Below are 12421 nucleotides of genomic sequence, written 5' to 3' on the forward strand. Positions count from 1 at the left end.
TGCGGCAATGGGGGAGAGGGTGGCCACCATCGCCGCTGCGATCAGAAATGTCTTTTTCATAGTCGATCTCCTTTGGCTTTTACCGGCGCTGGTCGGCACCGATACAGTCTGTTTAGGAGGACGAGCTTGAACGGCTTGCGAACAAGCTATTCAGAAATCAGCCATTTCTGTGTCAGAACTGTCGCAAAGTGCAAAGGAAGGTATAAGTGGCGAGCGCCTCAGACCAGTTCGATCGCAACCGCAGTACCTTCGCCGCCACCAATGCAAAGGCTGGCAACCCCGCGTTTCAGCCCCTTGTGCTTCAACGCGCCAATCAGTGTTGTGATTATCCGCGCGCCCGATGCGCCGATTGGGTGGCCAAGTGCCGTCGCGCCGCCATGGACGTTGATTTTATCATGCGGGATGCCGAGGTCGCGCATCGCGAACATGGCTACACAGGCGAAGGCTTCGTTGATTTCAAACAGGTCGACATCGGCGACGCTCCAGCCCGCCTTGGCGAGGCATTTGTTGATCGCGCCTACCGGGGCAGTGGTGAATGCAGAAGGTTCCTGCGCATGTGCAGCAGATGCCACAATGCGGGCCACCGGCTTCTGCCCCTTTGCTTCTGCGGTCGATGCGCGCGAAAGGACAAGCGCGGCGGCACCGTCCGAAATCGATGACGAGGTCGCGGCTGTTATAGTGCCATCCTTGGCAAAGGCAGGCTTCAGTGTCGGGATCTTGTCCGGGCGGCCCTTGCCGGGTTGCTCGTCGGTATCGATCACTGTTTCGCCAGCACGGCTGACGACCTTCACAGGCACGATTTCCGAAGCGAAAGCACCTGATGAAATCGCATCCTGCGCGCGGCGCAGCGATTCAATCGAGTAATTATCCTGATCTTCGCGGGTCAGCTGATATTCGTCCGCGGTTTCCTGCGCGAACGTGCCCATAGCCCGGCCGGGTTCATAGGCGTCTTCAAGGCCATCGAGGAACATATGGTCATATGCAGTGTCATGGCCGATGCGCGCGCCGCTGCGGTGCTTTTTCAGAATGTAGGGCGCATTGGTCATGCTCTCCATGCCGCCTGCGATGACATAATCTACCGATCCGGCTGCGATGGCCTCGGCGCCCATAATCACGGTCTGCATGCCGCTGCCGCAGACCTTGTTGACCGTGGTTGCTTGCACCGACTTGGGTAGGCCTGCCTTCAGTGCTGCCTGACGGGCAGGGGCTTGGCCGAGACCTGCGGGTAGCACGCAGCCCATATAGATGCGCTCAATATCTTCGCCGGATACGCCGGCACGCTCGACTGCCGCCTTGACGGCTGTCGCGCCCAGATCAGTTGCAGCAACTTCCGAAAACACGCCCTGCATGCCGCCCATAGGCGTGCGGGCATAGGAAAGGATGACGACGGGATCGGTGCTGCTCATGGATGCATTCCTCTGGCTTGGGAGACGTTACGGATTCGCCCTTAATCCCGTGCAAGCCGCAACACAATGCGCAGGCGCGTTGCATTCGTATCCAGAAATGTTAATCCAGCGATTAAATCAGGAGAGTGACATGACCGCCGATATGCAGACCATATTAGAAAAGCAAAAAGCCGCGTTTACTGCAGCAATGCCCGAGCCGATGTCAGTGCGCCGAGATCGCATGGATCGCGCCATTGCATTGCTGGTCGATTATAAGGATGAATTCGCCAAGGCGGTGTCGGCTGATTTCGGTCATCGCAGTACCGAGCAGACGCTGATGACGGACATTATGCCGTCGGTCAGCGCACTCAAGCATGCGAAGAAGCATTTCGAAAGCTGGGCCCGAAATGAAAAGCGCAAGCCAACTTTCCCGCTAGGGTTGATCGGCGCCAAGGCCGATGTCGTTTATCAGCCCAAGGGCGGGGTCGGTGTTATTGCTCCGTGGAATTTCCCGGTGGGGATGGTGATGGTGCCAATGGCAGGCATATTGGCGGCGGGGAACCGCGCGATGATCAAGCCTAGCGAATATACCGAACGCGTGGCGGAAGTTTTTGCTGAAGCTGTACCCAAATATTTCGCCGAAGAAGAAATGGCGGTGTTTACCGGCGGGGTCGAAGTCGGCACGGCCTTTTCAAAACTTGCGTTCGATCACCTGATCTTCACGGGCGCAACCAGTGTTGGCAAACATATCATGCGCGCCGCAGCCGATAACCTTGTACCCGTCACACTCGAACTTGGCGGCAAGTCGCCGACCATCATCGGGCGCAGTGCAGACAAGAAAAAAGCGGGCGAACGCATCGCGTTGGGCAAGATGATGAATGCAGGGCAGATCTGCCTCGCGCCTGACTATCTGCTTGTTGCCAAGGAGCAGGAGCAGGAAATGATCGACGGCGTCGTGAATGGCGTGTCGACGCTCTATCCCAAGTTGCTCAATAATGACGATTACACGTCAGTGGTGAATGGCCGCAATTATGATCGGCTGCAGGGCTATCTTGCGGATGCGAAAGAAAAGGGTGCTGAACTGATCGAAGTAAACCCGGCCAATGAGGATTTTACCTCTTCAAACGGTAACAAGATGCCGCTGACCATCGTTCGCAATGTAAACGAAGACATGAAAGTGATGCAGGAGGAAATCTTCGGCCCGATTCTGCCGGTGATGACCTATTCCTCGATGGAAGAAGCGATCGATTATGTGAATGCGCATGATCGTCCGTTGGGTCTCTATTATTTCGGCAATGACAAGGCAGAGGAAAGCCGCGTATTGACCCGCACAATTTCCGGTGGCGCGACCGTGAACGACGTTATCTTCCACAATGCGATGGAAGACCTGCCCTTTGGCGGCGTTGGCCCGTCGGGGATGGGCAACTATCACGGGCAGGATGGCTTCAAGACATTCAGCCATATGCGCGCGGTTTACCGTCAGCCTGCGATGGATGTCGCCGGGATGGCTGGCTTTAAACCGCCTTATGGCAAATCCACAAACAAGACTCTCGAACGCGAATTGCGCAAGTAGGCTTGCGCCCCGGCGGGAGCTTCGCTAGAGGCTCCCCCGCAATGCCCCTGTGGTGGAATTGGTAGACGCGCTCGACTCAAAATCGAGTATCGAAAGATGTGCCCGTTCGAGTCGGGCCAGGGGCACCACTCCACAAATAATGTAGCAAAATGATACGGTCGTACGCGCGCCCGTAATTAACCACCTTTGCCCCTCGCCATCATCCCTAATCAAACGTTAACGTCTTCGGTAACGAAAAGATTAAGGGGTAGGCGACATGCAAAGGAAGCTGGTTCTATCGAGTGAGGGTGTACGGCATCCGTTCCGGCAAGCGCTGGCACCGCACGTGTTTGCGGTTCCCGCTGAATGGAAACCCAAGCCGCTTAAATGGTGGCAGCGTGAAGACGCACACTTGTTCGTGGTCAGCTTTGGCGCCTTTTTTACGGTTTTCTACACCTTCATCGCCTGACGCTTTCAGCCGCGGCTCAGTCGCAAGCTTTGTGCAGCAACTGAGCGAGCCAGGCCGAAATAAGGCACATTGCCGCGCCGAGCAGCAACTGGTTCACCATGCTAATGCCTGCGGCACTCAGCCCGAGGGCAATCAGCGAACCGATAACCATCGCTCCAGAATTGACGATATTGTTTGCGGCCACGGTGCGTGCGGTCTGATCCTTGGGCACCGTAGTGGTCAAGAAGGCATAAAGCGGTACGACAAACATGCCACCAGCTACGGCGATGCCCAGCAGCGTACCCAACAGCATCCAGGCACCGTCATGGTTCACAAAGCTGCCGATAGTGTAAAGTTCGCCATCGCCGTTGATCTGCCAGTTGCGGCAGACAAAGTGGAAGGCGACTACGAATAGCCCCATTGCGATGACGCTGGCAGGAGCGAAACGCGCTGAAACCTGTCCCTTGAGCAGTCTGTTGATTGCTACCGATCCGATAGCGATCCCGATCGAGAAAATGGCCAGGAAGAGGCTGGCAACTTCCTGATCCGCACCCAACACATTTTTTGCTAGCGGCGGGAACTGGATGAACAGCACCGCCCCAATCGTCCAGAAAAAGCTGATCGACATAATGGCGAGAAACAGTTTGCGGATGTGCATCGTACCTTTGACAAGCGCAATCGAGGAACGAAGAATATGCCAGTCGATTCCGGTTTCCTGATGCTCGGGCGGTGCGGGCGGAACTTGTCGTCCCGTCATATAGCCCAGCATTGCCGTCAGAACGACGCCCAGCGCTGCCCATTCGACCGGTATGATGCCGGCCAGAATGGTGCCAACCAAAATGGCGATATAGGTGCCCGCTTCAACCAAGCCGGTTCCGCCCAGAACTTCATTATCATTCAAATGCTGCGGCAAGATCGCATATTTGATGGGGCCAAAGAAGGTCGAGTGCACGCCCATAGCGAACAGCGCGAGCATCATCAGCGGGATGGCAATCACTGTCACTGCGATGTCGAGCCAAGCCAAAACCAGCCCTGCACCACCAACCAGCATGATCAGGATTTCGCAGAATTTGACGATGCGGATGATCTTGGCCTTGTCACGCGTGTCCGCCAATTGGCCCGCAAGCGCTGACAACAGGAAAAAGGGCAAAATGAATACTGCTGTGGCTACCGCGCTGAACAAAGCTTCAGATTTTTCGTCGTTGTACACACCGTAAACAACGAACAGCACCATAGCATTTTTGAACAGATTGTCGTTAAAGGCACCAAGCAACTGGGTGACAAACAGCGGCAAAAAACGCCGTTTGTTGAGCAAAGCCATCGAAGTTTGCATAAATTGACTGGTCCCCGCCCGTGTTCGGCATTGCCCTAACGCACGTCATTGCGTTGGCAAGCGATTTTGCTCTGCAGGTCTTGCCTGTGCATCGTTGCGGCAATGTTGCAGTTGGGTGTTCCAGCGTTGCGCATATGCCACAGCGTTCGGAATAAATTAACGACCGCACGTCATTTGACGAAAAATTCTTGCCACGATTCCATAAATATGTGGAATTGCGGCATTGCAACATAATGGAGGGTGCGCAATGCGCAAAACACACAGCAATATTTATGTCCGGACAGCGGTCGCAACGCTGATGGCTTCAAGCGCTATCGCGATATCGGCACCTGCTTTTGCTCAGGCTGCGAATGAAGGCGACACCGATGAAATCGTCGTTACCGCGCAGAAGCGCGAGCAGAATTTGCAGGATGTTCCTGTCGCTATCACCGCAATCGGCACCGAGAAACTCGACCAGTTGCAGGTGAATGAATTTGCTGACGTAGTGAAGTTCTTGCCTTCGGTGACCATCCAGCAGGGTGGGCCGGGCTTCGCACAAGTCTATTTCCGCGGCGTGGCGTCGGGTGAGAATGCCAACCACTCGGCATCGCTTCCGACCGTTGGCACCTATCTCGACGAAATGCCGATCACGACGATTCAAGGCGCGCTCGACATTCACGCCTATGACCTTGCGCGCGTCGAAGCGCTGGCAGGTCCGCAGGGTACGCTCTATGGCGCAAGCTCGATGGCGGGCACGCTGAAGCTGGTGACCAATGCACCGGATACCTCTGGTTTCTACGGAAATGCAGGTGTTGAGATCAACAATGTCGCACATGGCGATTTCGGTTCGGTGTTTGAAGGATTCATCAACGCGCCGATCAGCGAAAATGCAGCGGCACGACTTGTCGCCTGGTACCGTGATGATGGCGGCTATATCGACAACCTGCCCGGTTCACGTACTTACGCAACATCAGGAGTGACGCAAAACAACGCCGCTCTGGTGGAAAAAAACTACAATGATGCCGAAACATACGGTGCTCGCTTGGCGTTGGGAATCGATCTCAACGATAGCTGGACCTTGAAACCGACATTGATGGGTCAGGTTCAGAAAACCGAAGGCAGCTATGCTCGCGAACGCTCAGGCCAATCGACTGGTGAACACACGACCGTTCAATACAACCCAGAAGGCAGCAAGGATAAGTGGATCAACGCAGCGCTAACCATTGAAGGTAAAATCGGTAACTGGGATATGACCCTGACCGGTGGACATCTGCGGCGCAAGACGACCACCGAGAGTGACTATTCCGACTACGGCTATTTCTATGACGCGCTGTCAGGCTATGGTGCCTATTGGTATGATAATGCTGGTGATTATGTCAGTGCCAACCAGTATATTCAGGGCATTGATCGCTATCGGAAGAGCTTCGCCGAATTCCGAGTGTCTTCCCCGCAGGATGCATCACTGCGTTTCATCGGCGGCCTCTTCTGGCAGCGCCAGTCGCACAATATCGAGCAGAATTATATCATCGATAACATTGCCGACTCGATCACCGTTCCGGGCACCGACAGCAATATCTGGCTGACCAAGCAGCAGCGTACCGATCGCGACTATGCGGCTTTTGGTGAACTCAGCTTTGATGTTACCGATAAACTGACGCTGACTGGCGGCGCTCGCGTCTATAAATATGACAACTCGTTGTTCGGCTTTTTCGGCTTTGCCCGCGGCTATTCGAGCAACACAGGTGTGGCTCGTTGCATCACCACCACCGGCGCTGAATTCCGCGACAACCCGACGGGTACTTTCGCTACGCCGATCCTTAATGGTGCGCCTTGCACCAATGTGGACAAGAGCACGTCGGATAGCGATTTCATTCACAAGCTGAATGCTACCTACAAGATCAACGATGATGCGTTGGTTTATGCGACTTGGTCGCGCGGCTTCCGTCCGGGTGGTATCAACCGCCGCGGTACATTGCCGCCATATGGTCCCGACGAACTCGACAATTACGAGTTGGGTTGGAAGACGACATTCGGCGCATTCCGTTTCAACGGCGCCGTTTATCAGGAAGACTGGAACAACATCCAGCTCTCCTTCCTGGGTGCCAACGGCCTGACCGAAATCCGTAACGCCGGTATCGCACGCATTCGCGGCGTCGAAATGGATGTCGGTTATCGGCAGGGTGGCTTCAGCCTGAATGCAGGCTTTAGCTACAATGATGCCGAAATCCGCCGGGATTTCTGCCGCATCGCGAATGCGACCTTTGACTGCACGACTCCAGGTAACTCCTTGTTGGCTCCGGCTGGTTCGCGTCTGCCGGTAACGCCGAAATTCAAGGGTAACATGGTGGCTCGTTATGAGTTCCCGATTTCGGATTGGAACGGGCACGTCCAGTTGGCCGCTAACCATACAGGTAGCCGCTCGACTGACCTGCGCACTGCCCAAAAGGCGCTCAAGGGCAATCTCGGCGCCTATACCACTGTCGACTTCAGCTTTGGCGTGAAGAACGACATGTGGAGCATCGAAGCCTTTGCGACCAACCTGTTCGATGAATTCGGTGTTGTGAACACCGGCGTATCTTGCGTCGAAACCGTTTGCGGCACGGGCGTCACGCCCAGCACACCGACAGGTGGCGCGTTCTACGATACGATCATCAAACCACGGGTGATCGGCCTCAAATTCAGCCGCGATTTCTGATCGACGGATTGATGAACGAAGAAACGAAAAAGCCGGGCCAAAAGCTCGGCTTTTTCATGTCTGTGGCGCTGGTCATGGGCAATATGATCGGCTCGGGCGTGTTCCTGTTGCCGCAGGGGCTGGCGCCCTTCGGCTGGAATGCGATCGCGGGCTGGGCCGTGACGATTGCCGGGGCGTTATGCCTAGCGCATGTGCTCGCAAAACTCACCGCCAGCCATGAAGGTGCGATAGGCCCCGCAGAGCTGGTTGAGCGCAGCTTCGGGCCGCTTGCCGGTTTCCTCATTGGATTTGCATTCTGGGTTTCGGTCTGGACCGGCTGTGTCACCATCGCGGTAGGGGCGACTTCCTATATGTCCAGCTTCCTGCCTGTGCTGGGTGAACATCCGTCGCTAACCGCGCTGGGTGTTATTTGGACGATGACGGCCGTAAACCTTCTTGGCGTTCGTTCGGCTGGTTCATTCCAGGTGGTAACGACGCTGCTCAAGCTGACACCGTTGATCGTTGTCGCTATCCTGATCGGGATGATTTTCGGTCGGGAAGGGATGTCGTCACTTGCGCCTTATCCGGTAGAGGGGCTGTCGCTTCCATCGGTCAATACGGCTGCCGCGATGACGCTTTGGGCAATGATCGGTTTTGAAGCTGCCTGCGCCGCTTCACACAAGATCGACAACCCCCAACGCAATGTTCCGCGCGCGACTTTTTACGGCGCATTGTTCTCCGGCATTATATATTTGATCGTCTGTTCGGGCATCACATTGATGCTGCCTGCCCATAAGGTCGCAGCCTCTCCAGCCCCATTTGAGTTGTTTGTTTCGACCTTCTGGTCGCCGGGGCCCGCATCATTTGTCGCAGCCTTTGCCGCGATCAGTGCGATCGGGGCAGTCAATGGCTGGACACTGGTGCAAGCAGAAGTCCCGCTGGAAATGGCCAAGCGGCAGATGATGCCGCAATGGTTTGCCCGCACGACGGCCAATGGTGTGCCGATCAACGGACTGCTGTCGGCAACGGTTCTAGGAAGTCTGCTGGTGCTGGCGAACAGTAGTCAATCGATGGCAGGCCTTTTCACTTTTATGGCGCTGGTCACCACCTCGGTCACGCTCTGGTTGTACCTGGCCTGTGCCGCAGTAGCTTTGAAGCGCAAAATCGCTGTGCCCTTCGCAGTGCTGGGGCTGGTGTTCGGCATATGGAGCCTGTGGGGCGCGGGTGTTGATGCCAGCGGTTTAAGCATCGTCCTGATGCTCGCGGGCCTACCGCTTTACTGGTGGACGCGGCGGAGCCTGCCAAAGAACGACCTGTCGGCCAGCACTTCCTGAGCGCAATTATGCCCTGGCGCGCCGGTTACGCCGCCGCCCGGATGCGTCCCCGCGCCGCACATATTAAGCCCCTTCAACGGCCCACGATATGATCCATTGCCCAGCACCGGCCGTGCTGACCACAGCTGATCGAGGCTCATATTGCCGTGCATGATATCGCCGCCGACGAGGCCGAATTTGCGTTCAAGCCCCTTGGGGCTGAGTATTTGGCGACCGAGAATCGAGGCTCGGAAGCCGGGGGCGTAAGCCTCGACCGTATCGATGATCGTATCGGCAGCCTTGCCTTCCTCTGCATCCCAATCGCGTCCATCGGGCAGTTCCGGGGCAAACTGTTGGCAGAACAGGCTGGCGACATGTTGGCCCGGAGGCGCAAGGCCGTCGTCGACGGTGGATGGGATCAGCATCTCGACAATCGGCTTCTTCGACCAGCCATAACGCTTCGCGTCGAGGAATGCCTCGTCCATATAATCGAGCGTCGGCGCAATGATGATACCCGATTGGTGATGCTCGCCCGTTTCCGGAAGGCAGGTGAATTTGGGGAGTTCGGACAAAGCGACATTCATGCGGAAGGTACCGCTGCCTGCCTTGAAGCCCTTGATACGCCGCTTGAATTCCGGCTTCAGGTCGCTTTCGTCGAACATCCGTTCGTACAACAGTTTCGGCCCGACATTCGAAATGACGCGCTCGGCGATCACTTCCTCGCCACTCTCCAGGCGCACGCCTGCAACTTTGCCGCCATCGACCAGCACGCGTGAAACCGGGCTTTCAAGGCTGATTTCGACGCCATGTTCGCGGCACACCTTGGCCATGATCTGGGTGATGTTGCCCATCCCGCCAACGCTATGGCCCCACGCGCCTTTCTTGCCATTCACCTCGCCAAATACGTGGTGGAGGAGGACATAGGCGCTGCCCGGTGTGTCGGGACTTGCATAGTTGCCGACCACAGCGTCGAAACCGAAAGCTGCCTTCACCGCCTCGCTTTCGAACCAGCTGTCGAGGAAGGTGCGGGCCGACTTGACGAATAGGTCAAGCACGTCGCGCTGCTGCGACAGCGTCAGGCGGGCGAGGCCCATGCCCTGCCGCGCACCGTCGAACAGCGTCTTCAGGCCTTCACCGACATTGGGCGGCGATTTCAGCGCCAGATCGCGCAGCACATCGGCCACGCCTTCGAGCATGTCATAATAATCCGGCAGAACAGCCGCGTCATGTTTGGAGAAACGGGCAAATTCGGCCTGCGTGCGTTCAAGCCCGCCGCCAAGTTTCAGATAGCCACCATTTTCCTGCGGTAGGAAATTGCTGATCGGGCGTTCGATCACGCGATAGCCATGGTCGGCGAGGCGCATGTCGGCGATCACCTTGGGCTGCAGCAGGCTGACGGTATAGCTTGCAACGCTGTTGCGGAAACCGGGGTGGAATTCCTCGGTAACAGCCGCGCCACCGACGACATCGCGACGCTCGACGATGCGCACCTTCATGCCCGCACGGGCAAGATAGAAAGCGCAGACAAGGCCATTATGGCCGCCGCCGATGATAACGGCATCATATTTCTGGGTCATTTTTGGCTCCAGCCCGGTGCCGGGCGATGTTCTAAGGCAGCTTCAGGGATCAGGTCACGGATCCGCGCGCAAAAGCTTTTGAGGCAGACTTCCTTGTCCGACAGCGGACCCATTGAGAAGGTGCGGCTCGCCATGCCTTCCTGGACGCGGGTGATCAGCGCCGTATCCTCCGCATTTACCTGACGGTTGATGCGCCAGTTGAGGTAGCGCGCGGCCTTCATTTCGCGGCGATCATCGTCAAAGACATAGCTGATTTCACGGATCAGGCATGTTGTCGGCCCGGTCGGTAGCCACTGCATGAAATCAACCTGATCGGGATAGATGTCGAACGCGACCGAGGGCCAAAGCTTGAAATAGAGCCAGCGCTTTTGGTTCGCCTCTGGCAAATGAGGCACCGATGGAAGCAGATTTTGATAAGCGCGTTCGGACCAGTTGTTTGACGTCCGGTCCACAAGGTCGCCCCACATGCGATCGACATGGGGCTCGGCCTCGACGCCATAGCTTTTGCCAAACAGGCGTGTGAGGCCGGGATGCGCGACGGGGATGTGCAAGCCATCCGAATAATTGTCGCCGACATTCTTCCAGTTCACGTCGCGCGGGCGCATGGTGACGCGGCCCAGTGCCTTTAATTCTTCGAAGCGGTAGGGCGCGCCCTGATCTTCATAAGGCGCCATCATTTCCGCGACCGAGGGGCCGCCGCTTTCGAGGCGGACGAAGATGAAACCGCGCCAGATTTCCATATCGACCGGCACCAGCCCCGCCTTGCTCTTGTCGAGCGTGGGGTAGGATGCGCTATCGGGAACGCCCGTCAGGCGGCCGTCCAAGTCATAGGTCCAGGCATGATAGGGGCAGACAAGCTTTTTCGCGCAGCCGCTTGCACCATCGACGATGCGGCTGCCGCGGTGACGGCAGACATTGGTGAAGGCGCGCAGTTGCTGGTCCGCCCCGCGCACCACGATCACGCTTTCGCCGACATAATCGAGGCTGTGCCAGTCGCCCGCATTGGGCACATCGGAGATATGGCAGACAACCTGCCAGCCGGGGCTGAAAATGCGGTCAATTTCAACCGCCGCAAATTCGGGATCGTTATAGGTCCAGGCCGGAAGGCTCCAGCCATCCAGAGAGACCTGACCTATGTCGAGAGTGTGTATGCTTGCCATGACTCGGCAATTGTTATACAAGTGTATAACAATATGCAAGCCGCCCGATCATCCTTTACCCGCGAAAGCGCCGATGCCCGGCGGGAGGCGTTGATAGCAGCCTGCGCCTCTTCGCTCGCTCGCAATGGGGTGCAGGGAACATCGGTGCGCGTGATCTGCACAGAGGCAGGGGTCTCGCCCGGTCTGCTAAGGCATTATTACGACGGCATCGATGCGCTGATCGCTGCAACCTATCGCTGGACCGGCGATCGGGTGCAAAAGGCGCTGGCCGATGCGGTTGCCGCTGCCCCGCAAACCCCGCGCGACCGGTTGCTCGCTTATCTGACTGCCAGCTTCGTGCCGCCTATTGCCGATCCCCAACTGCTTTCGACATGGCTCGCCTTCTGGGCGCTCACAAAGACCGACCCGCAAATCGCTTCACTACATGGAGAGATTTACCGCGATTACCGCGCCGATCTGGAAACGCTGCTTTCGACCTGCCAGCCCGGCGACCACCGGCTTACCGCGGTTGCGCTGACGGCATTGGTCGATGGCCTTTGGCTCGAACTCAGCCTTGGCGATGCCCCGTTCAGCCGCGAAGAGGCGGGACTGCTCGTCGAAAAATGGCTCGACGCGCTGCTGGGTTAAGTCCTGGCGGTTACGCCTGCTGCGGCGAGATGTTGCCCCAATCGCCCGCTGGCCCACAGGAAGAACATCCGGTAATCGGCGATCAGTGACCATAGCGGGTGCTTGAAGGTGAGCGGCACGTTGTTTTCGACCTTGAAATGTCCGGCCCATGCAAAGGCGTAGGACCCGACCAAACCAAAGGCGATCCACCACAAATTGCCCGTGGCGAATAGCAGCGCAAGCGCTGCAAGGCCGCAAACCGAAGCGCAATAATGTAGCGCCCGGCAAAGCGGCACGCTGTGCGCGCGCAGATAGATTGGCCAGAAGTCGGCAAAGCTGTTGGCGATTTTGCTCATCTGTGGCTCCTCCAACCGTCACAATGCGCGATGCTGCC

General features: G+C 57.0%; 10 protein-coding genes and 1 tRNA gene. 6 read left to right on the top strand and 5 right to left on the bottom strand.

The window, feature by feature from the left end; all coding sequences use genetic code 11:
* Positions 1 to 218: 218 nt before the first annotated feature.
* Entirely contained in the window at positions 219 to 1406 is a 1188-nt protein-coding gene (locus Q0239_RS14515; protein WP_298604104.1) for an acetyl-CoA C-acyltransferase, read from the bottom strand.
* A gap of 130 nt (positions 1407 to 1536) precedes the next feature.
* Between Q0239_RS14515 and Q0239_RS14520 the strand changes: the two genes are divergently transcribed.
* The 3 genes from Q0239_RS14520 to Q0239_RS14530 all read left to right on the top strand — a co-directional run bounded on the left by Q0239_RS14520 (position 1537) and on the right by Q0239_RS14530 (position 3406).
* The gene (locus tag Q0239_RS14520) at positions 1537 to 2958 is read left to right on the top strand and encodes a coniferyl aldehyde dehydrogenase (protein ID WP_298604106.1); all 1422 of its coding nucleotides are present in this window, start codon (positions 1537 to 1539) and stop codon (positions 2956 to 2958) included.
* A gap of 43 nt (positions 2959 to 3001) precedes the next feature.
* Positions 3002 to 3086 (top strand) — tRNA-Leu (locus Q0239_RS14525).
* A gap of 128 nt (positions 3087 to 3214) precedes the next feature.
* Positions 3215 to 3406, top strand: coding sequence for a hypothetical protein (locus tag Q0239_RS14530; RefSeq protein ID WP_298604129.1), 192 nt, complete (start codon positions 3215 to 3217; stop codon positions 3404 to 3406).
* Positions 3407 to 3422: 16 nt separating this feature from the next.
* Here Q0239_RS14530 and Q0239_RS14535 read toward each other — a convergent pair whose 3' ends face one another.
* Positions 3423 to 4718, bottom strand: coding sequence for an MFS transporter (locus Q0239_RS14535; protein ID WP_298604131.1), 1296 nt, complete (start codon positions 4716 to 4718; stop codon positions 3423 to 3425).
* 247 nt (positions 4719 to 4965) lie between these two features.
* Between Q0239_RS14535 and Q0239_RS14540 the strand changes: the two genes are divergently transcribed.
* Both Q0239_RS14540 and Q0239_RS14545 read left to right on the top strand, forming a co-directional pair.
* Positions 4966 to 7392 carry a TonB-dependent receptor gene (locus Q0239_RS14540; RefSeq protein WP_298604133.1) on the top strand — a complete coding sequence of 809 codons (2427 nt, stop codon included), beginning with the start codon at positions 4966 to 4968 and terminating at the stop codon, positions 7390 to 7392.
* Between the two features lie 11 nt (positions 7393 to 7403).
* Positions 7404 to 8705, top strand: a complete 1302-nt coding sequence (locus Q0239_RS14545) for an amino acid permease (RefSeq protein WP_298604135.1) — start codon at positions 7404 to 7406, stop codon at positions 8703 to 8705.
* Here Q0239_RS14545 and Q0239_RS14550 read toward each other — a convergent pair.
* Complete coding sequence (locus tag Q0239_RS14550) at positions 8648 to 10261, bottom strand: NAD(P)/FAD-dependent oxidoreductase (protein WP_298604137.1); 1614 nt, start codon at positions 10259 to 10261, stop codon at positions 8648 to 8650. The genes Q0239_RS14545 and Q0239_RS14550 overlap by 58 nt on opposite strands.
* The gene (locus Q0239_RS14555; protein WP_298604139.1) at positions 10258 to 11421 is read right to left on the bottom strand and encodes an aromatic ring-hydroxylating dioxygenase subunit alpha; all 1164 of its coding nucleotides are present in this window, start codon (positions 11419 to 11421) and stop codon (positions 10258 to 10260) included. Before Q0239_RS14555 ends, Q0239_RS14550 begins: the two co-directional genes overlap by 4 nt.
* 21 nt (positions 11422 to 11442) lie before the next feature.
* Here Q0239_RS14555 and Q0239_RS14560 point away from each other — a divergent pair, with 21 nt between their 5' ends.
* The gene (locus Q0239_RS14560; protein WP_298604141.1) at positions 11443 to 12048 is read left to right on the top strand and encodes a TetR family transcriptional regulator C-terminal domain-containing protein; all 606 of its coding nucleotides are present in this window, start codon (positions 11443 to 11445) and stop codon (positions 12046 to 12048) included.
* Here Q0239_RS14560 and Q0239_RS14565 read toward each other — a convergent pair.
* Entirely contained in the window at positions 12045 to 12383 is a 339-nt protein-coding gene (locus Q0239_RS14565; RefSeq protein WP_298604143.1) for a DUF962 domain-containing protein, read from the bottom strand. The genes Q0239_RS14560 and Q0239_RS14565 overlap by 4 nt on opposite strands.
* Between the last annotated feature and the right edge of the window lie 38 nt (positions 12384 to 12421).

This window comes from uncultured Sphingorhabdus sp. (assembly GCF_937872355.1).
GTDB lineage: Bacteria > Pseudomonadota > Alphaproteobacteria > Sphingomonadales > Sphingomonadaceae > Sphingorhabdus_B.

Excerpts from the sequence above, each read along its gene's own strand:
- Q0239_RS14515 (WP_298604104.1), bottom strand. The coding sequence starts at position 1,406 with ATGAGCAGCACCGATCCCGTCGTCATCCTTTCCTATGCCCGCACGCCT.
- Q0239_RS14520 (WP_298604106.1), top strand. The coding sequence starts at position 1,537 with ATGACCGCCGATATGCAGACCATATTAGAAAAGCAAAAAGCCGCGTTT.
- Q0239_RS14530 (WP_298604129.1), top strand. The coding sequence starts at position 3,215 with ATGCAAAGGAAGCTGGTTCTATCGAGTGAGGGTGTACGGCATCCGTTC.
- Q0239_RS14535 (WP_298604131.1), bottom strand. The coding sequence starts at position 4,718 with ATGCAAACTTCGATGGCTTTGCTCAACAAACGGCGTTTTTTGCCGCTG.
- Q0239_RS14540 (WP_298604133.1), top strand. The coding sequence starts at position 4,966 with ATGCGCAAAACACACAGCAATATTTATGTCCGGACAGCGGTCGCAACG.
- Q0239_RS14545 (WP_298604135.1), top strand. The coding sequence starts at position 7,404 with ATGAACGAAGAAACGAAAAAGCCGGGCCAAAAGCTCGGCTTTTTCATG.
- Q0239_RS14550 (WP_298604137.1), bottom strand. The coding sequence starts at position 10,261 with ATGACCCAGAAATATGATGCCGTTATCATCGGCGGCGGCCATAATGGC.
- Q0239_RS14555 (WP_298604139.1), bottom strand. The coding sequence starts at position 11,421 with ATGGCAAGCATACACACTCTCGACATAGGTCAGGTCTCTCTGGATGGC.
- Q0239_RS14565 (WP_298604143.1), bottom strand. The coding sequence starts at position 12,383 with ATGAGCAAAATCGCCAACAGCTTTGCCGACTTCTGGCCAATCTATCTG.